Here is a 21,234-nt window from a genome sequence, read left to right as displayed (position 1 = left end):
GCGCTGCCGGTGAACGTGCGCGCCGCTGGTTCCGGGGCCGGCCCGGCTTGACGGCCGGGGCACGGTTTCCCACGCGATCCACTATAGCGGATGACCTCGCTGTCAGCGCTACGGCGTTGACCGAGTCCGAAGTTTCCTGCACTAATCGGATAGCCGCTGCGCCCAGCGGCTAGTTTGCTGCGGTGCGGAGCCACCATTATGGAGGCCAGCACGGCAGTCCCATCAGACACCGGAAAGAGAACGACAAGGAGCGCAGGCCATGGGCCAGACCATCCAGATCCAGACCCCCGAAGGCAGTTTCAGCGGTTATCTCGCCATCCCGGCGGCAGGCAAGGGCCCGGGCATCGTGTTGTGCCAGGAGATCTTCGGCGTCAATGCGACCATGCGGCAGGTGGCGGACTACTACGCCGAGGAGGGCTATACGGTGCTGGTGCCCGACCTGTTCTGGCGCATCGCGCCCGGGATCGAGCTGACCGACCGCGGCGAGGACTTCCAGCGGGCGCTGGGCCTGTACCAGCAGTTCGACGAAGCCGCGGGCGTGCAGGATGTGGGCGCCGCGCTTGAAGCGCTGCGTGCGCGGCCGGAATGCGTCGGCCAGACCAGCGTGCTGGGCTTCTGCCTGGGCGGCAAGCTGGCCTACCTGGCGGCCTGCCGGCTGCCCGACGTGGCCTGCGCGGTGGCGTACTACGGCGTGGGCATCGAGCACGCGCTGGGCGAAGCCGCCAGCGTGCGCGGCCGCCTGGTGCTGCATATCGCCGAGAAAGACGGCTTCTGCCCGCCGCAGGCGCAGGCTGCGATCCGCGCAGCCCTGGCCGGGCGCGAGAACATCGAGGTCTACGTCTACGCCGGCGTCGACCATGCCTTTGCCCGCACCGGTGGCGAGCACTTCGACAAGCCCTCGGCGCTGATGGCGCACCAGCGCTCGATCGCGGCGCTGCGCGGTGAAATGGGTCCGCACTACGATTTCTCCGCGCTGTGGGACAAGCACTGCGAATACGAATTTGCCACCCGCGATGTCGACGCCACCATGGCGACGATGGTGCCGCAGCCCTATGTGAACCATATCCCGACCATGACCGGCGGGGTCGGCTACGCGCAGCTGCGGCGCTTCTACCAGCACCATTTCGTGCACAGCAATCCGCCCGACACCACGCTGATCCCGCTGTCGCGCACGGTCGGGGCCACGCAGATCGTCGACGAGATGCTGTTCTGCTTCACGCATAGCTGCGAGATCGACTGGATGCTGCCCGGCGTGCCGCCCACCGGCAAGCGCGTGGAGATCCCGCTGATCGCCATCGTCAAGTTCCGCGGCGACAAGCTGTACCACGAGCATATCTACTGGGACCAGGCCAGCGTGCTGGTGCAGATCGGCAAGCTGGACCCGGCGGGTTTGCCGGTCGCGGGCGTGGAGACCGCGCGCAAGCTGCTGGACGAGACCCTGCCGTCGAACACACTGATGGCGCGCTGGCAGCAGAGCGAAGGCAAGTAGGCTGCGCCCGCGGCATCGATCCGGAACGGGCCCCGCAGAGGCCCGCCCGCAACCATCGCCGGCTGTTGCCGGCACAGGAGACAAGCATGAAAGGACTGCAGGGCAAGGTCGCCATTGTCACCGGCGGCGCCACGCTGATCGGCGCCGGCGTGGCGCGGGCCTTTGTCGAGGCCGGCGCGCGCGTCGCGATCTTCGACATCGATGCCGCCAATGGCGAGCGCGTGGCCGCGCAGCTGGGGGCGAACGCGCTCTTCATCGCCACCGACATCACGCGTGACGAGCAGGTTCGCGATGCCGTGGCGCAGGTGGTGCAGCGCTTTGGCGGCGTGGACTGCCTGGTCAACCTGGCCTGCACCTATCTCGATGACGGCTTCCGCTCGAATCGTGCCGACTGGCTGGCGGCGCTCGACGTCAACGTGGTGTCGGGCGTGATGCTGGCGCAGGCGGTGCACCCGCATATGCGGGCGCGCGGCGGCGGTGCGATCGTCAATTTCACCAGCATCTCTGCCAACGTGGCGCAGACCGGGCGCTGGCTCTACCCGGTGTCGAAAGCCGCCATCGCGCAGCTGACGCGCAGCATGGCGATGGACCTGGCGCCGGACCGCATCCGCGTCAACGCGGTGTCGCCGGGCTGGACCTGGTGCCGGCTGATGGACGAGGTCAGCGGCGGCAACCGTGCCCGCACCGATGCGGTGGCCGCGCCGTTCCACTTGCTGGGCCGCGTCGGCGAGCCCGACGAGGTGGCCCAGGTGGTGCTCTTCCTCTGTTCCGACCATGCCAGCTTCGTCACCGGTGCCGACTATGCCGTCGACGGCGGCTATTCCGCCATGGGGCCGGAGCAGAACGTGCCCGCCATCGGCAAGCTGGCCGGCTGAACGCCGTCGAACGACCCTTCAGGAGAAAACATCATGAGCCAATGCATCGCCATCGTCGGAGCCGGCCAGTCGGGCCTGCAAATGGCCCTCGGGCTGCAAGCCAACGGCTACCGGGTCACGCTGCTGTCCAACCGGACCCCCGAGCAGATCCGCGGCGGGAAAGTCATGTCCAGCCAGTGCATGTTCGACCGCGCGCTGCAGGCCGAGCGCGAGCTCGGGCTGAACTGGTGGGACGATGCCTGCCCGCCGGTGGAGGGCATCGGCCTGGCCGTGCCGCATCCCGAGCAGGCCGGTGCCCGCTCGATCGACTGGGCCGCGCCGCTGGACCGCCCGGCGCAGGCGGTGGACCAGCGCCTGAAGATGCCCGCGTGGATGGAGGCCTTCGTTGCACGCGGCGGCGACCTGCGCATCGCCGATGTCGGCCTGGATGAACTGGAGGACCTGACCCGCGAGCATGACCTGGTGCTGCTGGCCGCCGGCAAGGGCGAGATCGTCAGCCGCTTCGAGCGCGATGCCTCCCGCAGCCCGTTCGACAAGCCGCAGCGCGCGCTGGCGCTGACCTATGTGACCGGCATGCAGCCGCGCACGCCGTTCTCACGGGTTTGCTTCAACCTGATCCCGGGCGTGGGTGAGTACTTCGTCTTCCCCGCGCTGACGCTGTCGGGGCCGTGCGAGATCATGGTGTTCGAAGGCATCCCGGGCGGCCCGATGGACCGCTGGGCCGAGGCGCGCACGCCGGCGCAGCACCTGGCCGAAAGCCTGCGCATCCTGCAGACCTACCTGCCATGGGAGGCCGAGCGCTGCGAGCGGGTCGCGCTGACCGACGACAACGGCACCCTTGCCGGGCGCTTTGCGCCAACGGTGCGCAAGCCGGTGCTGACGCTGCCGTCCGGGCGGCAGGTGTTCGGCATGGCCGATGCCGTGGTGGTCAACGACCCGATCACGGGGCAGGGTTCGAACAACGCCGCCAAATGCTGCAAGGTTTATCTCGATGCGATCCTGGCACGCGGCGACCAGCCCTTCGACCAGGACTGGATGGAGCGCACCTTCGACCAGTACTGGCAGTACGCGGGCGATGTGGTGGCGTGGACCAACTCGCTGCTGACCCCGCCGCCGCCGCATATCCTGGCGCTGCTGGGCGCCGCGGGGCAGGCGCCGGCACTGGCCGCGCGCATCGCCAACGGCTTCGACAATCCGCCGGACTATTTCCCGTGGTGGCTGGATCCACAGGCCTGCCACCAGCTGATCAACCAGTACGTTGCCGAGGCCGCCTGACATGCACGCCGCCACGCCTGCCACTTCCGTCCATGATCCCCGCGAACTGCGCCGGGTTTGCGGCCGCTATGCCACTGGCGTGGCCGTTATCGGCGCCTGCGGGGCGCGGGGCCGGCCCGTCGGCTTGACGGTGAACTCGTTTGCCTCGCTGTCGCTGGCGCCGCCGCTGATCTTGTGGAGCCTGGCGCTGCACTCGCCGAATGCGGGCCTGTTCGTGCCCGGCGCGCCTTTCGGCGTCAGCATCCTGCGTGCCGGCCATGGCGAACTGGCGCGCCGCTTCGCCACGCCGGCGGCGGACAAGTTCGCGGGCGTCGCCCACGGGCGCTGCGAGCGCGGCGTGCCCTACCTGGACGAGGCGCTGGCGACCCTGGCCTGCCGCGTGGAGCGGGCCGACCCGGTAGGCGATCACCTGCTGATCGTCGGCGCCGTCGAGGCATTCGAGGCAGGGGAGGGCGAACCGCTGGTATTCTATGGCGGCGATTTCGTCCGCCTCGCCGCCTGAGCAACCATCCCCGGATGCGCTTCACGGCACTTCAACTACCAGCCGTCGCCTCCACACCACACTCCAAGCCACGCAAGCGCCACTACTGCGGCGCGCCTGCCTACAACCCTGCGGGCGAATCCGCAATTCATATTGCCCTTTCCAAACCGCTGCGATATAGTGTAAGGCTACCCGTTTCCTCGGGTAGTGGGCTGGCCACTTTGGCCGCGCGCAGTCTTCTTTAGCGCAAGCCCACAGCAAACACAGTTTTCGTGTATCAATCAGCCCCGGCCAATCGCAGCTGGGAATGGAGCAAACCATGAGCCTTGGCCTTGTAGGTCGCAAGGTTGGCATGACCCGTATTTTCACGGACGACGGTGAAGCAATTCCCGTTACCGTGGTCGAGGTCGGCGACAACCGCGTGACGCAAATCAAGACGGACGAGACCGACGGTTATACCGCGGTTCAAGTCACCTTCGGCGCACGACGCGCAAGCCGCGTTACCAAGCCGCTGGCGGGTCATCTCGCCAAAGCCGGCGTGGAAGCCGGCGAAATCATCCGCGAATTCCGTATCGATGCAGCCAAGGCTGCCGAACTGCAAGCTGGCGGTTCGCTGTCGGTCGACCTGTTCGAAGTCGGTCAGAAGATCGACGTGCAGGGCGTGACCATCGGTAAGGGCTACGCCGGTACCATCAAGCGCTATCACTTCGCCTCCGGCCGTGCCACCCACGGTAACTCGCGCTCGCACAACGTGCCGGGCTCGATCGGTATGGCGCAGGATCCGGGCCGCGTGTTCCCGGGCAAGCGCATGACCGGTCACCTGGGCGATGTCACCCGCACCGTGCAGAACCTGGAAATCGCCAAGATCGACGCAGAGCGCAAGCTGCTGCTGGTCAAGGGCGCCATCCCCGGCTCCAAGAACGGCAAGGTCATCGTTACCCCGGCCGTCAAGGCCAAAGCCAAAGCTTAAGGAGCGCATGTAATGGAACTCAAGCTCCTCCAGGACAATGGCCAGATCGGCGCCGGCGTTGACGCGTCGCCCGAAGTGTTCGGCCGTGACTACAACGAAGCCCTCGTTCACCAGATCGTCGTCGCTTACCAGGCCAACGCGCGCAGCGGTAACCGCAAGCAGAAGGATCGTGAAGAGGTCAAGCACACGACCAAGAAGCCGTGGCGCCAGAAGGGTACGGGCCGTGCTCGTGCCGGTATGTCTTCCTCGCCGCTGTGGCGCGGGGGCGGCCGTATCTTCCCGAATTCGCCGGAAGAGAACTTCAGCCAGAAGGTCAACAAGAAGATGTTCCGTGCCGGCATGCGCTCGATTTACTCGCAGCTCGCACGTGAAGGTCGTATCAACGTGGTGGACGGTTTCACTGTCGATGCGCCCAAGACCAAGCTCTTGGCCGACAAGTTCAAGGCCATGGGCCTGGACTCGGTGCTGATCATCACCGACAGCCTCGACGAAAACCTCTACCTGGCTTCGCGCAACCTGCCGCACGTGGCAGTTGTCGAGCCGCGCCAGGCTGACCCGCTGTCGCTCGTGCACTACAAGAAGGTGCTGGTGACCAAGGCGGCCGTCGCGCAGATCGAGGAGTTGCTGAAATGACGCAAGTAGCCAAGAACGATCATCGTTTGATGCAGGTGCTGCTCGCGCCGGTGGTTTCCGAAAAGGCAACCCTGGTCGCCGACAAGAATGAACAAGTCGTGTTCGAAGTGGCTCGCGATGCCAACAAGGCAGAAGTGAAGGCCGCCGTCGAACTGCTGTTCAAGGTCGAGGTGCAGTCCGTTCAGATCCTGAACCAGAAGGGCAAGCAGAAGCGCTTCGGCCGTTTCATGGGCCGTCGCAACCACGTGAAGAAAGCTTACGTGTCGCTGAAGCCGGGTCAGGAAATCAATTTTGAAGCGGAGGCCAAGTAATCATGGCACTCGTCAAGACCAAGCCGACTTCCCCGGGTCGTCGCTCGATGGTGAAGGTCGTCAACAAGGACCTTCACAAGGGCGCCCCGCACGCTCCGCTGCTGGAAAAGCAATTCCAGAAGTCGGGCCGTAACAACAATGGTCATATCACCACCCGCCACAAGGGCGGTGGTCATAAGCACCACTACCGCGTGGTCGATTTCAAGCGCAACGACAAGGACGGCATCCCCGCCAAGGTCGAGCGCCTGGAATACGATCCGAACCGCAGCGCCAACATCGCGCTGGTCGTGTTCGCCGACGGCGAGCGCCGCTACATCATCGCCACCAAGGGCATGGTTGCCGGCCAATCGCTGCTGAATGGCTCGGAAGCGCCGATCAAGGCTGGCAACAACCTGCCGATCCGCAACATTCCGGTCGGTACCACGATCAACAACGTGGAAATGCTGCCGGGCAAGGGCGCCCAGATCGCCCGCGCTGCAGGCGGTTCCGCCGTGCTGCTGGCCCGCGAAGGCCTGTACGCCCAGGTTCGCCTGCGCTCCGGCGAAGTGCGCCGCGTGCACATCGAGTGCCGCGCCACCGTTGGTGAAGTCGGCAACGAAGAGCACAGCCTGCGCGTCATCGGCAAGGCCGGTGCGACCCGCTGGCGCGGTATCCGCCCGACGGTCCGCGGCGTTGTGATGAACCCGGTCGACCACCCGCACGGTGGTGGCGAGGGCAAGACCGCTGCTGGCCGCGATCCGGTGTCGCCGTGGGGTACCCCGACCAAGGGTTACCGTACCCGCAGCAACAAGCGCACGGACAGCATGATCGTCCAGAAGCGCCACAAGCGTTAATCGGTAGGTAGGAGCTAAAGATATGACTCGTTCCGCTAAAAAGGGTCCGTTCTGCGACGCCCACCTGCTGAAGAAGGTGGAAGTTGCAACGAGCGGCAAGGACAAGAAGCCCATCAAGACGTGGTCGCGCCGCTCGACCATTCTGCCGGAGTTCATCGGCCTGACGATCGCCGTCCACAACGGCCGTCAACACGTGCCGGTGTACGTTACGGAAAACATGGTTGGCCACAAGCTCGGCGAATTTGCGATTACCCGCACGTTCAAGGGCCACGCGGCTGACAAGAAAGCGAAGAGGTAAGGTGCCATCATGGAAGTGAAAGCGATTCATCGCGGTGCCCGCATCTCCGCCCAGAAGACGCGTCTGGTCGCTGACCAGATCCGTGGTCTGCCGATCGAGCGCGCGCTCAACGTCCTGACGTTCAGCCCGAAAAAGGCTGCCGGGATCGTGAAGAAGGTGGTCGAATCGGCCATCGCCAACGCCGAGCACAACGAAGGCGCCGACATCGACGAACTCAAGGTCAAATCGATCTACGTCGACAAGGCAACCTCGCTCAAGCGCTTCACGGCACGGGCAAAGGGCCGCGGCAACCGCATCGAGAAACAAACCTGTCACATCACTGTGACGCTCGGCAACTAAGGAGTCACGATGGGACAGAAGATTCATCCGACTGGCTTCCGTCTGGCTGTCAGCCGTAACTGGGCTTCGCGCTGGTACGCCAGCAACACGAAGTTCGCCGGCATGCTGAAGGAAGACATCGAAGTTCGCGACTTCCTGAAGAAGAAGCTGAAGAACGCATCGGTTGGCCGCGTCGTGATCGAGCGCCCCGCCCGCAATGCCCGTATCACCATTTACAGCTCGCGTCCGGGCGTGGTGATCGGCAAGAAGGGTGAGGACATCGAACTGCTGAAGGCCGAACTGCAGCGTCGCATGGGCGTGCCCGTGCACGTGAACATCGAGGAAATCCGCAAGCCGGAAACCGATGCTCAGCTGATCGCCGATTCGATCACCCAGCAGCTCGAGCGCCGCATCATGTTCCGCCGCGCCATGAAGCGCGCCATGCAGAACGCGATGCGCCTGGGCGCCCAGGGTATCAAGATCATGAGCGCCGGCCGTCTGAACGGTATCGAAATCGCACGTACCGAGTGGTACCGCGAAGGCCGTGTGCCCCTGCACACCCTGCGCGCCGACATCGACTACGGCTTCTCCGAAGCAGAAACCACCTACGGCATCATCGGTGTCAAGGTGTGGGTCTACAAGGGGGATCACCTCGGCCGCAATGACGCGCCGGTGGTGGAAGAGCCGCAGGACGACCGTCGTCGTCGCCCGGGTCGTCCGGAAGGCCGCCGCCGTGAAGGCGAAGGCCGTCCGGGTGGCAACCGCCGCGGCGGTGCCGGTGCCGGTCGCCGCGCTGCGCCTGGCGCAGATGCGAAGAGTGGAGAATAACGATGCTGCAACCGAAGCGCAGAAAATACCGCAAGGAGCAGAAAGGCCGCAACACGGGTAAGGCTACCCGTGGTAACGCCGTGTCTTTCGGCGAATTCGGCCTGAAGGCCATGGGCCGTGGCCGCCTGACCGCTCGTCAGATCGAGTCGGCACGTCGTGCGATGACCCGCCACATCAAGCGTGGCGGCCGCATCTGGATCCGGATTTTCCCGGACAAGCCGATCTCGAAGAAGCCTGCCGAAGTCCGTATGGGTAACGGTAAGGGCAATCCGGAGTACTACGTGGCTGAAATCCAGCCGGGTAAGATGCTGTACGAAATGGATGGCGTGAGCGAAGACCTGGCACGTGAGGCGTTCCGCCTCGCGGCCGCCAAGCTGCCGATCGCCACCAATTTCGTGGTGCGCCAGGTCGGGACGTAAGGAGAGCAGGGATGAAAGCATCCGAACTTCGCGGCAAGGACGCCGCCGGGCTGAACCAGGAGCTCTCCGAGCTGCTGAAGGCCCAATTTAGCCTGCGCATGCAAAAGGCGACCCAACAGCTGCAGAACACCAGCCAGCTGAAGAAGGTTCGCAAGGACATCGCGCGTGTGCAAACCGTGCTGACTCAAAAGGCAAACGCGAAATGACTGAAGCTGCACAAACGGAAAAGTCGCTTCGCCGTACCCTGGTCGGCCGTGTCGTGAGCGACAAGATGGACAAGACCGTTACGGTCTTGGTGGAAAACCGCGTCAAGCATCCTCTGTACGGCAAGTACGTGCTGCGTTCGAAGAAGTACCACGCACACGACGAAACCAACCAGTACAAGGAAGGCGACAAGGTCGAGATCCAGGAAGGCCGTCCGCTGTCGCGGACCAAGTCCTGGGTGGTTTCCCGGCTGGTAGAGGCTGCACGCGTCATCTAAGAACAACACGTTCTTAGCTTGACTTGCAAGTCCAGGATTATGTAGCTATAATCCTGGACTTCCGCTTTGTTGCGTTCGCCTTTGCATTACCACCCGGGCGGGCCTGTGAAGCGAGCCAGGACCGAGCGCCCTCAACAAATAGTTGAGATCGCCTGGTTCCTACCGACTTCAAAGTTGATCAACCCATACGGAGCTGGCGCAATGCCGGAGCCGACGGGACCAAGACTGACCGATGGGCGCTTTTTGCACCTGACGGATTAAGTTGGGAAGACAAACACCATGATTCAGACAGAAAGCCGGCTCGAAGTAGCCGATAACACTGGTGCGCGCGAAGTGCTGTGCATCAAGGTGCTGGGTGGCTCCAAGCGCCGCTACGCAAGCGTTGGCGACATCATCAAGGTGACCGTCAAGGACGCAGCGCCGCGCGGTCGCGTGAAGAAGGGCGACATCTACAACGCCGTCGTCGTGCGTACCGCCAAGGGCGTGCGCCGCGCTGACGGTTCGCTGATCAAGTTCGACGGCAACGCCGCCGTCCTGCTGAACAACAAGCTCGAGCCGATCGGCACCCGTATCTTCGGGCCGGTGACTCGTGAACTCCGTACCGAGCGCTTCATGAAGATCGTGTCGCTCGCTCCGGAAGTGCTGTAAGGAGCCGCCATGAACAAGATTCGCAAAGGCGACGAAGTCATTGTGCTGACCGGCAAGGACAAGGGCAAGCGCGGTACCGTGCAAGCTGTCCTGGGCGACAAGGTTGCGGTGCAAGGCGTGAACATCGCCAAGAAGCATGCCCGCCCGAACCCGATGCTGGGCACTACCGGTGGTGTGGTCGACAAGGTCATGCCCCTGCATATTTCCAACGTTGCGCTCGTGGATGCCAATGGCAAGCCGTCGCGCGTCGGCATCAAGGTGGAAGACGGCAAGCGCGTGCGCGTGCTGAAGACCACCGGCGCCGTCGTGGCAGCTTGATTCTGGGCACGTATAGGAGTTGAGCATGGCAGCACGTCTGCAAGAGTTTTACAAAGAACAGGTTGTGCCGAAGCTGATCGAACAGTTCGGCTACAAGTCGGTCATGGAAGTGCCGCGCATCACCAAGATCACCCTGAACATGGGTCTTGGCGAAGCCATCAATGACAAGAAGATCATTGAGAACGCCGTCGGCGACCTGACCAAGATCGCCGGTCAGAAGCCGGTCGTGACGAAGGCCAAGAAGGCTATCGCCGGCTTCAAGATCCGTCAGGGCTACCCCATCGGTGCGATGGTGACCCTGCGCGGCGAGCGCATGTTCGAATTCCTCGATCGTTTCGTTACCGTGGCCCTGCCGCGCGTGCGTGACTTCCGTGGTGTGTCGGGCCGGTCGTTCGACGGTCGTGGCAACTACAACATCGGTGTGAAAGAGCAGATCATTTTCCCCGAAATCGAGTACGACAAGATCGACGCACTGCGTGGTCTGAACATCAGCATCACGACGACGGCAAAGAACGACGAGGAAGCCAAGGCACTCCTCGGTGCGTTCAAGTTCCCGTTCCGCAATTAAGGGGTAACCGTGGCTAAACTGGCTCTGATTGAACGTGAGAAGAAGCGCGCCAAGCTGGTGGCGAAGTATGCCGCCAAGCGCGCCAACCTCAAGGCCATTATCGACGACCAAGAGAAGTCGGAAGAAGAGCGTTACAGCGCGCGTCTCGAGCTGCAACAGCTCCCGCGCAACGCGAACCCGACCCGCCAGCGTAACCGCTGCGCGATCACCGGTCGTCCCCGCGGTACCTTCCGCAAGTTTGGCCTGGCGCGTAACAAGATCCGCGAAATCGCCTTCAAGGGCGAAATCCCGGGTCTGACGAAAGCCAGCTGGTAATTACGCACAGGCTACAGGAGAAACAGTATGAGCATGAGCGATCCTATCGCCGATATGCTGACGCGCATCCGCAACGCCCAGGGCGTGCAGAAAGCGTCGGTTGTCATGCCGTCGTCGAAGCTGAAAGTGGCAATCGCCAAGGTCCTGAAGGACGAAGGCTACATCGACGACTACGCCGTCCAGGAAGATGGCGGCAAGGCACAACTGAGCATCGGTCTCAAGTACTACGCCGGCCGTCCGGTCATCGAGCGCATTGAGCGCGTCTCGAAGCCCGGCCTGCGCGTGTACAAGGGCCGCAGCGACATCCCGCAAGTGATGAACGGCCTGGGTGTGGCGATCATTTCGACCCCGCAGGGTCTGATGACCGACCGCAAGGCTCGCGCCACTGGCGTGGGCGGCGAAGTTCTCTGCTACGTCGCTTAAGGAGAGAACCATGTCCCGTGTAGGTAAGGCTCCCATCGCGCTCCCCAAGGGCGCGGAAGTGAACGTGGCGGCTGGCGTGCTCTCCGTAAAGGGCCCGCTCGGTACGCTGTCGCAGCCGATTCACAGCCTGGTCAAGGTCAATGTCGAAAACGACACGCTGACCTTCAGCCCGGCTGACGAATCGCGTGAAGCAAATGCTCTGCAGGGCACCATGCGTGCTCTGGTGGCCAACATGGTCAAGGGCGTAACCACCGGTTTCGAGCGCAAGCTGAACCTCGTCGGCGTGGGCTATCGTGCCCAGCTGCAAGGCGCTGCGCTGAAGCTCCAGCTTGGTTTCTCGCACGACGTGATCCATGAGATGCCGGAAGGCGTGAAGGCGGAAACGCCGACGCAGACCGAGATCATCATCAAGGGTGCGGACAAGCAGAAAGTCGGTCAGGTTGCCGCGGAAGTCCGCGCGTACCGCCCGCCTGAGCCCTACAAGGGCAAGGGTGTGCGTTACTCGGACGAGCGCGTCATCCTGAAGGAAACCAAGAAGAAGTAAGGGGTGCAATGATGAACAAGAAAGACGCTCGTTTGCGCCGTGCACGTCAGACCCGCGCCAAGATCGCGGAGATGAAAGTCAATCGTCTGACCGTGTTCCGTACGAATTCGCATATTTACGCCCAGGTTTTCTCGGAGTGCGGCACCAAGGTGCTGGCTTCCGCGTCGACCGCCGAGGTGGAAGTGCGCAAGGAACTGGATGGCAAGGGCGCTACCGCCGCTGCCGCCACCGTGGTTGGCAAGCGCATCGCCGAGAAGGCGAAGGCTGCCGGCGTGGAAACTGTCGCGTTCGATCGCGCCGGCTTCCGTTTCCATGGCCGCGTCAAGGCCCTGGCAGACGCCGCTCGCGAAGCCGGCCTGAAGTTCTAAGCGCATAGAGAGAGATACGTCATGGCAAAGATGCAAGCAAAAGTCCAACAGGACGAACGCGACGACGGCCTCCGCGAGAAGATGATCTCGGTCAACCGCGTCACCAAGGTGGTGAAGGGTGGCCGGATTCTCGGTTTCGCTGCGCTGACCGTGGTTGGTGACGGCGATGGCCGCATCGGCATGGGCAAGGGCAAGGCCAAGGAAGTGCCGGTTGCTGTTCAGAAGGCAATGGACGAAGCCCGTCGCAAGATGGTCAAGGTCTCGCTGAAGAACGGCACGCTGCAACACGAAGTCGTTGGCAAGCACGGCGCCGCCAAGGTGCTGATGATGCCCGCCAAGGAAGGTACCGGCGTGATCGCCGGCGGCCCGATGCGCGCGATCTTCGAAGTGATGGGCGTCACCAACGTGGTGACCAAGTCGCACGGCTCCACCAACCCGTACAACATGGTTCGCGCCACGCTGGACGGCCTTCAGAAGATGAGCACGCCGGGCGAAATCGCCGCCAAGCGTGGCAAGTCGGTCGAAGACATCCTGGGTTAAGGTGAACGCAATGTCGCAGAAAACCGTAAAAGTGCAACTCGTGCGCAGCCTGATCGGCACGCGCGAGGATCATCGCGCCACTGTTCGTGGCCTGGGCCTGCGCCGCATCAACTCGGTGTCGGAGCTGCAGGACACGCCCGCTGTGCGCGGCATGATCAACAAGGTCTCGTACCTGGTCAAGGTTCTGGCCTGATACCGGGAACTCGGAGAGCAAGATGCAACTGAACAACCTGAAACCGGCCGCCGGTTCGAAGCACGCCAAGCGTCGCGTCGGCCGCGGTATCGGCTCCGGCCTGGGCAAGACTGCCGGTCGCGGCCACAAGGGTCAGAAGTCGCGTTCGGGCGGCTTCCACAAGGTGGGCTTCGAAGGCGGTCAGATGCCGCTGTATCGTCGCCTGCCCAAGCGCGGCTTCACCTCGCTGACCAAGGCGTTCAACGCCGAAGTCACGCTGCGTGACATCGAGCGCCTGGAAGCGGCCGAAGTCGACCTGCTGGTCCTGAAGCAAGCTGGCCTGGTGGGCGAGCTGGTCAAGAGCGCCAAGGTCATTAAGGCTGGCGAACTGACCCGCAAGGTGACGATCAAGGGTCTGGGCGCCACCGCTGGCGCCAAGGCCGCGATCGAAGCCGCCGGCGGCCAGATCGCAGCCTGACAGGCATTTATCGCAGCATAGGCAGTTATAGTCGGAGCATCGTTTGGCCACGGCGAAACCCAATGCAAGCGCGCAAGCCAGGAACACGGCGAAGTACGGCGACCTCAAGCGCCGGCTGATGTTCCTGGTGCTGGCCCTGATCGTGTACCGCATCGGCGCTCATATTCCGGTGCCCGGTATCGATCCGGAGCAGCTTGCGAAGCTTTTCCAGAGTCAGTCGGGTGGCATCCTCGGGATGTTCAACCTGTTCTCGGGCGGGGCGCTGTCGCGCTTTACCGTCTTCGCGCTCGGCATCATGCCGTACATCTCGGCGTCGATCATCATGCAGTTGCTGACGATCGTGCTGCCGCAGCTGGAGGCGCTGAAGAAGGAAGGGCAGGCAGGGCAACGCAAGATCACGCAGTACACGCGCTACGGCACCGTGGTCCTGGCCACGTTCCAGGCGTTGTCGATTGCGGTGGCGCTGGAGTCGCAGCCTGGGCTGGTGCTGGATCCGGGCCTGATGTTCCGGGCCACGGCAGTGATTACGCTGGTGACCGGCACGATGTTCCTGATGTGGCTGGGTGAGCAGATCACCGAGCGTGGTCTGGGCAACGGCATCTCGATCATCATCTTCGGCGGTATCGCGGCGGGCCTGCCCAACGCGATCGGCGGACTGTTCGAACTGGTCCGCACGGGTTCCATGAGCATCATCGCGGCGATCTTCATCGTGGCGATCGTGATCGGTGTGACCTTCGCCGTGGTGTTCGTCGAGCGGGGCCAGCGCAAGATCCTGGTGAACTATGCCAAGCGTCAGGTCGGCAACAAGGTGTACGGCGGCCAGTCGTCGCACCTGCCGCTGAAGCTGAACATGGCAGGGGTGATTCCGCCGATCTTCGCATCGTCGATCATCCTGTTCCCGGCGACGATCGCGGGCTGGTTCACGTCCGACGCGACGGGTTCGGTTGGCGGGTTCATCAAGGACCTGGCTGCCACGCTGTCGCCGGGCCAGCCGGTCTACATCCTGCTGTACGCTGCTGCGATTGTATTTTTCTGCTTCTTCTACACGGCCCTGGTGTACAACAGCCGTGAAGTGGCAGACAACCTGAAGAAAAGCGGTGCCTTCATTCCGGGCATTCGTCCGGGCGAGCAGACGACGCGCTATATCGACAAGATTCTGGTGCGCCTGACGCTGGCTGGTGCGGTCTATATCACACTGGTCTGCCTGTTGCCGGAATTCCTGGTGCTGCGGTGGAACGTTCCGTTCTACTTTGGCGGAACCTCGCTGCTGATCATCGTGGTCGTCACGATGGACTTCATGGCTCAGGTTCAGTCTTACGTGATGTCGCAGCAATATGAGTCGCTGCTGAAGAAGGCGAATTTCAAGGGTAATCTGACCTTGCGCTGACTTCGGATCGGTACAGGCTAGGTATGGCAAAAGACGACGTCATCCAGATGCAGGGGGAGGTCCTGGAAAACCTTCCCAATGCGACGTTCCGGGTCAAGTTGGAAAATGGCCATGTAGTACTGGGCCATATCTCCGGCAAGATGCGAATGAACTACATCCGGATTCTTCCGGGTGACAAGGTGACGGTCGAGCTGACCCCATATGATCTGTCGCGCGCACGAATCGTCTTCCGGACGAAGTGAGCGAACAGGAATTGAAGGAAGAGGAAAATTATGAAAGTGCTGGCTTCTGTTAAGCGCATTTGCCGCAACTGCAAAATCATCAAGCGCAACGGTGTCGTGCGCGTGATCTGCTCGTCGGATCCCCGCCACAAGCAACGCCAAGGCTAATCGGAAAGAGGATTGACGAATGGCACGTATCGCAGGGGTTAACATCCCGAACCACAAGCACACCGAAATCGGCCTGACGGCCATTTATGGTGTCGGCCGCTCGCGCGCTCGCAAGATTTGCGAGGCCACCGGTGTACCGTTTGACAAGAAGGTCAAGGATCTGACCGACGCCGACCTGGAAAAGCTTCGTGACGAAGTGGGCAAGGTCACGGTCGAGGGTGACCTGCGTCGTGAAACCACGATGAACATCAAGCGTCTGATGGACCTTGGTTGCTATCGTGGCATGCGTCACCGCAAGGGCCTGCCCATGCGCGGTCAGCGTACCCGGACCAATGCCCGCACCCGCAAGGGTCCGCGCAAGGCCGGCGTGGCTCTGAAGAAGTAAAGCCGAAGGCAGAGGAAGAAACTAATGGCAAAAGGTCCGAATAACGCCGCTCGCGCGCGTAAAAAGGTCAAGAAGAACGTTGCCGACGGCATTGCGCACGTCCACGCCTCGTTCAACAACACCATCATCACGATCACCGACCGCCAGGGCAACGCCCTGTCGTGGGCGACCGCCGGTGGCCAGGGCTTCAAGGGTTCGCGCAAGTCGACCCCGTTCGCTGCCCAGGTTGCTGCCGAGAACGCCGGCCGCGTGGCGCAAGACCAGGGCATCAAGAACCTGGAAGTGCGCATCAAGGGCCCCGGCCCGGGTCGTGAATCGGCTGTCCGCGCGCTGAACGCGCTGGGCATCAAGATCGCGATCATCGAAGACGTCACGCCGATTCCGCACAACGGCTGCCGTCCGCCGAAGCGCCGCCGCATCTGAGCGTTGGTGTGTCCGGGCCCGGTGGGTTTACCTGCCGGTTTCGGATATGGTAATATCGCGCGTTGACCTGCTGCATTTTAATGCGGCAGGTTTTCGTTTTGCGTCGAGGGAATGTCTCTTACGGCACATTCCCATGCCGGCGCACCGTAAATGCTTGCAGCGTCGTACCGGCAACGGGACGCGCTTAATAAGCCCACCGTCCGTCACGGTCTCCCGGGTGCAGAAATGCACTGCGGAGGTACTGCGTTGACGGACTCGCGGCGCGTCTTGAAGGCGTCGCGATCGATCAAAGGAAGACAACGTGGCACGTTATACCGGCCCGAAGGCCAAACTTTCCCGCCGTGAAGGCACCGACCTGTTCCTGAAGAGCGCCCGTCGCTCGCTCGCCGACAAGTGCAAGCTGGACAGCAAGCCGGGCCAGCACGGCCGCACCTCGGGTGCACGCACCTCCGACTATGGCAACCAGCTGCGTGAAAAGCAGAAGGTCAAGCGCATCTACGGTGTGCTCGAGCGCCAGTTCCGCCGCTACTTCGCCGAAGCCGACCGCCGCAAGGGCAACACCGGCGAAAACCTGCTGCAACTGCTGGAATCGCGCCTGGACAACGTCGTGTACCGCATGGGCTTTGGCTCGACCCGCGCTGAAGCGCGCCAGCTGGTGTCGCACAAGGCGATTCTGGTGAACGGTCAGACCCTGAACGTGCCGTCGGCCCAGATCAAGTCTGGCGACGTCGTCACCATCCGCGAACAGTCGAAGAAGCAAGTCCGTATCGCTGAATCGCTGTCGCTGGCCGAGCAGTCGGGCTTCCCGACCTGGGTGGCCGTGGATTCGAAGAAGTTCGAAGGCACCTTCAAGCAAGTGCCGGATCGCGCCGATATCTCGGGCGACATCAACGAAAGCCTGATCGTCGAACTGTACTCGCGTTAATCACGCGAGCGGAACGGCCCAGAGCTTGCGTTCGCCGCAAAGCTTCCCTTCCAGCCCGACGCGCTGTACGCGCGGTCGGGCTTCGCCCATCTCGCGATGGGATTTTCAGGTTCCAAACGTCAGCCTTATCGGTGTAACGAGCCGAGGGTATTGAAAAGGACAACCTAATGCAAACAGCACTCCTCAAGCCAAAAATCATCGCCGTCGAGCCTCTGGGCGACCATCACGCCAAAGTCGTGATGGAGCCGTTCGAGCGCGGCTACGGCCATACGCTCGGTAACGCCCTGCGTCGCGTGCTGCTGTCGTCGATGGTCGGTTATGCACCGACCGAAGTCACGATCGCTGGGGTGGTCCACGAGTATTCCACCATCGACGGCGTGCAGGAAGACGTCGTCAACCTGCTGCTCAATCTGAAGGGCGTGGTGTTCAAGCTGCACAACCGCGACGAAGTCACGGTGTCGCTGCGCAAGGATGGCGAAGGTGTGGTCACGGCTGCCGATATCGAGCTGCCGCACGACGTCGAGATCATCAACCCGAACCACGTGATCGCCCATCTGTCGGCCGGCGGCAAGCTGGACATGCAGATCAAGGTCGAGCAAGGCCGCGGCTATGTGCCGGGCAACGTGCGCAAGTTCGGCGACGAGTCGGGCAAGGTCATCGGCCGCATCGTGCTGGACGCCTCGTTCTCGCCGGTGCGCCGCGTCTCGTACGCGGTTGAATCCGCTCGCGTGGAACAGCGTACCGACCTGGACAAGCTGGTGATGAACATCGAAACCGACGGCGTGATCTCGCCCGAGGAAGCGATCCGCCAGTCGGCCCGTATCCTGGTCGACCAGCTGTCCGTGTTCGCAGCGCTGGAAGGCACCGAGTCGGCAGCCGAAGCTGCATCGAGCCGTACGCCGCAGATCGACCCGATCCTGCTGCGCCCGGTCGACGACCTGGAACTGACGGTGCGTTCGGCCAACTGCCTGAAGGCCGAGAACATCTACTACATCGGCGACCTGATCCAGCGTACCGAGAACGAACTGCTCAAGACTCCTAACCTGGGTCGCAAGTCGCTCAACGAGATCAAGGAAGTCCTCGCCTCGCGTGGCCTGACCCTCGGCATGAAGCTCGAGAACTGGCCGCCCGCAGGTCTGGAGAAGTAATTGTGGCGCGGGGCATTGGTCCCGCACCGCGGTAACCGCCCTGGCTTCGTGCCAGGGCTCGTATGACTACCGGCCCGCGTCCAGCCGCATCGGACGATAGAAGAGCTGGTCAAACACTTAACTGAAAGGAATCATCATGCGTCACCGTCATGGTCTGCGGAAACTGAACCGCACCTCGTCGCACCGTCTCGCGATGCTGCGCAACATGTCCAACTCGCTGTTCCAGCACGAGCTGATCAAGACCACCGTGCCCAAGGCCAAGGAACTGCGCAAGGTTGTCGAGCCGCTGATCACGCTGGCCAAGAAGGACACCGTTGCCAACCGCCGCCTGGCTTTCGCCCGCCTGCGCGACCGCGACATGGTCACCAAGCTGTTCACCGAACTGGGCCCGCGCTACGCCACCCGTCCGGGCGGCTACACCCGCATCCTGAAGTTCGGTTTCCGTCAGGGCGACAATGCGCCGATGGCGCTGGTCGAACTGGTGGATCGTCCGGAAATCACCGAAGCCCCGGCTGAAGAAGCCGCGGAATAAGGTTGGTTTCCCGACCCGTCGCTGCGACGGGTCCGGGCACACCGCTTTACAATCGAGCCAGGCATCCGCCTGGCTCTTTTGTTTTTGGGACGCCGCAAGGAGAGTGTCGATGCAAAGTCATACCGACCCGGCCGAGGTGATCGTCGTGATCACCAATGCCCCCGATGCCGAGACTGCCGCGCACCTGTCGCAGGTAGTGCTGCAGGCGCGCGCCGCCGCCTGCGTGAACCGCCTGGCGCCGGTCGAGTCCGAGTACTGGTGGCAGGGCAAGCTGGAGCGCGCGCAGGAGTGGCCGCTGCTGATCAAGACCACGCGTGCACGTTACGCTGCGCTGGAGGCCGTGATCCGGCAACATCACCCCTACGACGTGCCGGAACTCATAGCGTGGCCGGTGACGGCTGGTTACGCGCCGTACCTGGCCTGGGTCCGTAGCGAGACCGAGACCGCCTCAGCGCCGGCAAAGTAGGGGCAACCGCGCCCGCAGCGCAGCAGCAGGTACGCCGGCCCCCCAGTTCAAGACAGACAGGAAACAGCGAGATGACCATTGGTTTGGCACTTCCGGAGCGCGCGCTCGGGCAGGACTGGGCGCGGCATATTGCCGCAGCGCTGCTGGCGGCATTGGCCTGGGTGTGCCTGGCGGGCGGCGTGCATGCCGCCACCGAAGACGACTTCCTGCCGCCGGAGCAGGCCTTCCGCTTCGCCGCGAGCCAGCTTGACGACAAGACGGTCGAGGTGCGCTTCGAGGTTGCCCCCGGCTACTACATGTACCGCGAGCGCTTCGCCTTTGCCGCGCAACCCGCCGACGTGAAACTGGGAACGCCGGCGTATCCGCCCGGCAAGGTCAAGTTCGACGAGACCTTCGGCAAGGAGATGGAGACCTACCGCGACAGCGTGGTCATCCGCGTGCCGGTGGAGGCGGCGCCGGCCGACGGCAAGTGGTCGCTGACGGTCACCTCGCAGGGCTGCGCCGACAAGGGCCTGTGCTATCCGCCGATGGAGAGCGTGTACAAGGTCGGCGGCAGCGGGCTTGCCGACCTGTTCGGCAAGCGCGGGCGCTCGGATGCGCCGGCGGCCGTGCCTGCCCCTGCGCCAGCCGCTCCCGCGGTGCTGCGCGCCGACGACAGCGACCGCATCGCCGGCGCGCTGGCGAGCCGCAACTTGGCCCTGATCGCCGCGCTGTTCTTCGGGCTGGGCCTGCTGCTGACGTTCACCCCGTGCGTGCTGCCGATGGTGCCGATCCTGTCCTCGATCGTCGTAGGCGAGCATGTCACGCGCGGCCGTGCGCTGGTGGTGTCGCTGGCCTACGTGCTGGGCATGGCGGTGGTGTACACCGCGGTCGGCGTGGCTGCCGGGCTGCTGGGCGAGGGCCTGTCGGCCGCGCTGCAGACACCGTGGGTGCTGGGCCTGTTCGCGGCGCTGATGGTGGCGCTGGCGCTGTCGATGTTCGGGCTGTACGAGCTGCAACTGCCGCAGCGCTGGCAGACCCGCCTGACCGAATCGTCGAACCGCCGCCAGGGCGGCCAGGTGGCGGGTGCGGCGGCGATGGGCGCGATTTCGGCGCTGATCGTCGGGCCCTGCGTCACTGCGCCGCTGGCCGGGGCGCTGGCCTATATCGCGCAATCCCGCGATGCCGTGATCGGCGGCGCGGCGCTGTTCGCCATGGCGCTCGGCATGGGCGTGCCGCTGGTGCTGGTGGGCGTGGGCGCGGGCAACCTGCTGCCGCGGGCCGGGCGCTGGATGGAGGTCACCAAGCGCTTCTTCGGCTTCCTGCTGCTGGGCGTGGCGCTGTGGATGCTGGGGCCGGTGCTGCCGGCCTGGGCCTCGATGCTGGCGCTGGCGGCGCTGCTGCTGGTGGCGGCGGTGTTCCTGGGCGCCTTTGACGGCCTGGGCCCGGATCCGCGCAACCTGGCGCGGGTGGGCAAGGGCGTGGGCGTGCTGTTCGCGATCGCAGCGGCCATCGTGCTGATCGGCGTGGCCTCGGGCGGGCGCGATCCGCTGCAGCCGCTGTCGCACCTGAGCGTGGGACGCGGTGGCGCAGAAGGCGCTGCCGGCGCGCAGGCGGTGCGCTTCGAGCGCGTGCGCAGCGTGGCCGAGCTCGATGCCCGCGTGGCGCAGGCCGCCGCCGCAGGCAAGCCGGTGCTGCTGGATTTCTACGCCGACTGGTGCGTCAGCTGCAAGGAAATGGAGCGCATGACCTTCGTCGATCCGCGCGTGCGCGCGCGGCTGTCCGAGATCGTGCTGCTGCAAGCGGACGTGACCGCCAACAATGCCGACGACAAGGCGCTGCTCAAGCGCTTCGGCCTGTTCGGGCCGCCCGGCATCATCCTGTTCGGGCCTGACGGGCGCGAGCGCCCGGTGCGCGTGATCGGCTACCAGTCGGCCAACCGCTTCCTGGAAAGCCTGGAGCGGGCCTTCGGCACGCGTACCAGCACCTGAGGCGTACCTTGGTGCTGCGCTGCG

General features: G+C 63.7%; 34 protein-coding genes. All 34 read left to right on the top strand.

Features of this window, described 5'->3' with window-relative positions; genetic code table 11:
• Nucleotides 1-259: 259 nt before the first annotated feature.
• The 34 genes from AC3WVS_RS22755 to dsbD all read left to right on the top strand — a co-directional run bounded on the left by AC3WVS_RS22755 (nucleotide 260) and on the right by dsbD (nucleotide 21,210).
• Nucleotides 260-1,489 carry a dienelactone hydrolase family protein gene (locus AC3WVS_RS22755; RefSeq protein WP_492320440.1) on the top strand — a complete coding sequence of 410 codons (1,230 nt, stop codon included), beginning with the start codon at nucleotides 260-262 and terminating at the stop codon, nucleotides 1,487-1,489.
• An 86-nt stretch (nucleotides 1,490-1,575) separates the two neighbouring features.
• The gene (locus AC3WVS_RS22750; protein ID WP_010812400.1) at nucleotides 1,576-2,364 is read left to right on the top strand and encodes an SDR family oxidoreductase; all 789 of its coding nucleotides are present in this window, start codon (nucleotides 1,576-1,578) and stop codon (nucleotides 2,362-2,364) included.
• Between the two features lie 33 nt (nucleotides 2,365-2,397).
• Nucleotides 2,398-3,639 carry a styrene monooxygenase/indole monooxygenase family protein gene (locus tag AC3WVS_RS22745; RefSeq protein WP_492320439.1) on the top strand — a complete coding sequence of 414 codons (1,242 nt, stop codon included), beginning with the start codon at nucleotides 2,398-2,400 and terminating at the stop codon, nucleotides 3,637-3,639.
• A gap of 1 nt (nucleotide 3,640) precedes the next feature.
• A complete protein-coding gene (locus AC3WVS_RS22740) occupies nucleotides 3,641-4,141 on the top strand; it encodes a flavin reductase family protein (protein WP_492320438.1) in 501 nt (166 codons plus the stop codon).
• Nucleotides 4,142-4,439: 298 nt separating this feature from the next.
• Nucleotides 4,440-5,090, top strand: a complete 651-nt coding sequence (rplC, locus tag AC3WVS_RS22735; RefSeq protein WP_010812397.1) for a 50S ribosomal protein L3 — start codon at nucleotides 4,440-4,442, stop codon at nucleotides 5,088-5,090.
• A gap of 12 nt (nucleotides 5,091-5,102) precedes the next feature.
• Nucleotides 5,103-5,723 carry a 50S ribosomal protein L4 gene (rplD, locus tag AC3WVS_RS22730; RefSeq protein ID WP_022536862.1) on the top strand — a complete coding sequence of 207 codons (621 nt, stop codon included), beginning with the start codon at nucleotides 5,103-5,105 and terminating at the stop codon, nucleotides 5,721-5,723.
• Nucleotides 5,720-6,034, top strand: coding sequence for a 50S ribosomal protein L23 (gene rplW / locus AC3WVS_RS22725; protein WP_006576245.1), 315 nt, complete (start codon nucleotides 5,720-5,722; stop codon nucleotides 6,032-6,034). The genes rplD and rplW overlap by 4 nt, the downstream gene beginning before the upstream one ends.
• A 2-nt stretch (nucleotides 6,035-6,036) precedes the next feature.
• Nucleotides 6,037-6,867: a 50S ribosomal protein L2 gene (rplB, locus tag AC3WVS_RS22720; protein ID WP_029047584.1), complete on the top strand. Its 831-nt coding sequence runs from the start codon at nucleotides 6,037-6,039 to the stop codon at nucleotides 6,865-6,867.
• A gap of 22 nt (nucleotides 6,868-6,889) precedes the next feature.
• On the top strand, nucleotides 6,890-7,165 hold the full coding sequence (rpsS, locus tag AC3WVS_RS22715; RefSeq protein ID WP_012354138.1) for a 30S ribosomal protein S19: 276 nt from the start codon (nucleotides 6,890-6,892) through the stop codon (nucleotides 7,163-7,165).
• A gap of 9 nt (nucleotides 7,166-7,174) precedes the next feature.
• The gene (gene rplV / locus AC3WVS_RS22710) at nucleotides 7,175-7,504 is read left to right on the top strand and encodes a 50S ribosomal protein L22 (protein ID WP_003271370.1); all 330 of its coding nucleotides are present in this window, start codon (nucleotides 7,175-7,177) and stop codon (nucleotides 7,502-7,504) included.
• A 9-nt stretch (nucleotides 7,505-7,513) separates the two neighbouring features.
• Nucleotides 7,514-8,311, top strand: coding sequence for a 30S ribosomal protein S3 (gene rpsC / locus AC3WVS_RS22705; protein WP_010812392.1), 798 nt, complete (start codon nucleotides 7,514-7,516; stop codon nucleotides 8,309-8,311).
• A 2-nt stretch (nucleotides 8,312-8,313) separates the two neighbouring features.
• Entirely contained in the window at nucleotides 8,314-8,730 is a 417-nt protein-coding gene (rplP, locus tag AC3WVS_RS22700) for a 50S ribosomal protein L16 (RefSeq protein WP_010812391.1), read from the top strand.
• 11 nt (nucleotides 8,731-8,741) lie between these two features.
• Complete coding sequence (rpmC, locus tag AC3WVS_RS22695) at nucleotides 8,742-8,936, top strand: 50S ribosomal protein L29 (protein WP_010812390.1); 195 nt, start codon at nucleotides 8,742-8,744, stop codon at nucleotides 8,934-8,936.
• Nucleotides 8,933-9,211, top strand: coding sequence for a 30S ribosomal protein S17 (rpsQ, locus tag AC3WVS_RS22690; protein WP_492320437.1), 279 nt, complete (start codon nucleotides 8,933-8,935; stop codon nucleotides 9,209-9,211). Before rpmC ends, rpsQ begins: the two co-directional genes overlap by 4 nt.
• 279 nt (nucleotides 9,212-9,490) lie before the next feature.
• A complete protein-coding gene (gene rplN, locus AC3WVS_RS22685) occupies nucleotides 9,491-9,859 on the top strand; it encodes a 50S ribosomal protein L14 (protein ID WP_010812388.1) in 369 nt (122 codons plus the stop codon).
• 9 nt (nucleotides 9,860-9,868) lie between these two features.
• Nucleotides 9,869-10,177 carry a 50S ribosomal protein L24 gene (gene rplX / locus AC3WVS_RS22680; protein WP_010812387.1) on the top strand — a complete coding sequence of 103 codons (309 nt, stop codon included), beginning with the start codon at nucleotides 9,869-9,871 and terminating at the stop codon, nucleotides 10,175-10,177.
• A 25-nt stretch (nucleotides 10,178-10,202) separates the two neighbouring features.
• Complete coding sequence (rplE, locus tag AC3WVS_RS22675; protein WP_010812386.1) at nucleotides 10,203-10,745, top strand: 50S ribosomal protein L5; 543 nt, start codon at nucleotides 10,203-10,205, stop codon at nucleotides 10,743-10,745.
• Nucleotides 10,746-10,754: 9 nt separating this feature from the next.
• Nucleotides 10,755-11,060, top strand: coding sequence for a 30S ribosomal protein S14 (gene rpsN / locus AC3WVS_RS22670; protein WP_010812385.1), 306 nt, complete (start codon nucleotides 10,755-10,757; stop codon nucleotides 11,058-11,060).
• Between the two features lie 27 nt (nucleotides 11,061-11,087).
• Nucleotides 11,088-11,483, top strand: coding sequence for a 30S ribosomal protein S8 (rpsH, locus tag AC3WVS_RS22665; protein WP_010812384.1), 396 nt, complete (start codon nucleotides 11,088-11,090; stop codon nucleotides 11,481-11,483).
• A 10-nt stretch (nucleotides 11,484-11,493) separates the two neighbouring features.
• Nucleotides 11,494-12,027, top strand: coding sequence for a 50S ribosomal protein L6 (gene rplF, locus AC3WVS_RS22660; RefSeq protein WP_010812383.1), 534 nt, complete (start codon nucleotides 11,494-11,496; stop codon nucleotides 12,025-12,027).
• A gap of 11 nt (nucleotides 12,028-12,038) precedes the next feature.
• Complete coding sequence (gene rplR, locus AC3WVS_RS22655; protein ID WP_010812382.1) at nucleotides 12,039-12,395, top strand: 50S ribosomal protein L18; 357 nt, start codon at nucleotides 12,039-12,041, stop codon at nucleotides 12,393-12,395.
• 21 nt (nucleotides 12,396-12,416) lie between these two features.
• Entirely contained in the window at nucleotides 12,417-12,935 is a 519-nt protein-coding gene (gene rpsE / locus AC3WVS_RS22650) for a 30S ribosomal protein S5 (protein WP_006160449.1), read from the top strand.
• 10 nt (nucleotides 12,936-12,945) lie between these two features.
• Nucleotides 12,946-13,128: a 50S ribosomal protein L30 gene (gene rpmD / locus AC3WVS_RS22645; RefSeq protein WP_010812381.1), complete on the top strand. Its 183-nt coding sequence runs from the start codon at nucleotides 12,946-12,948 to the stop codon at nucleotides 13,126-13,128.
• A gap of 22 nt (nucleotides 13,129-13,150) precedes the next feature.
• Entirely contained in the window at nucleotides 13,151-13,585 is a 435-nt protein-coding gene (gene rplO, locus AC3WVS_RS22640; RefSeq protein WP_010812380.1) for a 50S ribosomal protein L15, read from the top strand.
• A gap of 43 nt (nucleotides 13,586-13,628) precedes the next feature.
• Nucleotides 13,629-14,972: a preprotein translocase subunit SecY gene (secY, locus tag AC3WVS_RS22635; RefSeq protein ID WP_010812379.1), complete on the top strand. Its 1,344-nt coding sequence runs from the start codon at nucleotides 13,629-13,631 to the stop codon at nucleotides 14,970-14,972.
• Nucleotides 14,973-14,995: 23 nt separating this feature from the next.
• Nucleotides 14,996-15,214, top strand: coding sequence for a translation initiation factor IF-1 (infA, locus tag AC3WVS_RS22630; protein WP_010812378.1), 219 nt, complete (start codon nucleotides 14,996-14,998; stop codon nucleotides 15,212-15,214).
• 30 nt (nucleotides 15,215-15,244) lie between these two features.
• Complete coding sequence (gene rpmJ / locus AC3WVS_RS22625) at nucleotides 15,245-15,361, top strand: 50S ribosomal protein L36 (protein ID WP_008642959.1); 117 nt, start codon at nucleotides 15,245-15,247, stop codon at nucleotides 15,359-15,361.
• Between the two features lie 19 nt (nucleotides 15,362-15,380).
• Entirely contained in the window at nucleotides 15,381-15,746 is a 366-nt protein-coding gene (gene rpsM / locus AC3WVS_RS22620; protein ID WP_010812377.1) for a 30S ribosomal protein S13, read from the top strand.
• A 24-nt stretch (nucleotides 15,747-15,770) separates the two neighbouring features.
• Nucleotides 15,771-16,169, top strand: coding sequence for a 30S ribosomal protein S11 (gene rpsK / locus AC3WVS_RS22615; RefSeq protein ID WP_010812376.1), 399 nt, complete (start codon nucleotides 15,771-15,773; stop codon nucleotides 16,167-16,169).
• A gap of 301 nt (nucleotides 16,170-16,470) precedes the next feature.
• Entirely contained in the window at nucleotides 16,471-17,094 is a 624-nt protein-coding gene (gene rpsD, locus AC3WVS_RS22610) for a 30S ribosomal protein S4 (protein ID WP_013958240.1), read from the top strand.
• A gap of 167 nt (nucleotides 17,095-17,261) precedes the next feature.
• Nucleotides 17,262-18,242: a DNA-directed RNA polymerase subunit alpha gene (locus AC3WVS_RS22605; RefSeq protein ID WP_010812374.1), complete on the top strand. Its 981-nt coding sequence runs from the start codon at nucleotides 17,262-17,264 to the stop codon at nucleotides 18,240-18,242.
• Nucleotides 18,243-18,378: 136 nt separating this feature from the next.
• Nucleotides 18,379-18,774 (top strand): 50S ribosomal protein L17, encoded by a 396-nt coding sequence (rplQ, locus tag AC3WVS_RS22600; RefSeq protein WP_010812373.1) that lies wholly within the window; start codon nucleotides 18,379-18,381, stop codon nucleotides 18,772-18,774.
• Nucleotides 18,775-18,883: 109 nt separating this feature from the next.
• Nucleotides 18,884-19,240, top strand: a complete 357-nt coding sequence (gene cutA, locus AC3WVS_RS22595) for a divalent-cation tolerance protein CutA (protein ID WP_492320436.1) — start codon at nucleotides 18,884-18,886, stop codon at nucleotides 19,238-19,240.
• Nucleotides 19,241-19,311: 71 nt separating this feature from the next.
• Nucleotides 19,312-21,210 carry a protein-disulfide reductase DsbD gene (dsbD, locus tag AC3WVS_RS22590; RefSeq protein ID WP_492320435.1) on the top strand — a complete coding sequence of 633 codons (1,899 nt, stop codon included), beginning with the start codon at nucleotides 19,312-19,314 and terminating at the stop codon, nucleotides 21,208-21,210.
• The last annotated feature ends 24 nt before the right edge of the window (nucleotides 21,211-21,234 follow it).

This window comes from Cupriavidus sp. CPT47-8839-RL05A (assembly GCF_058792255.1).
This window is presented reverse-complemented; position numbering and strand designations above follow the sequence as displayed.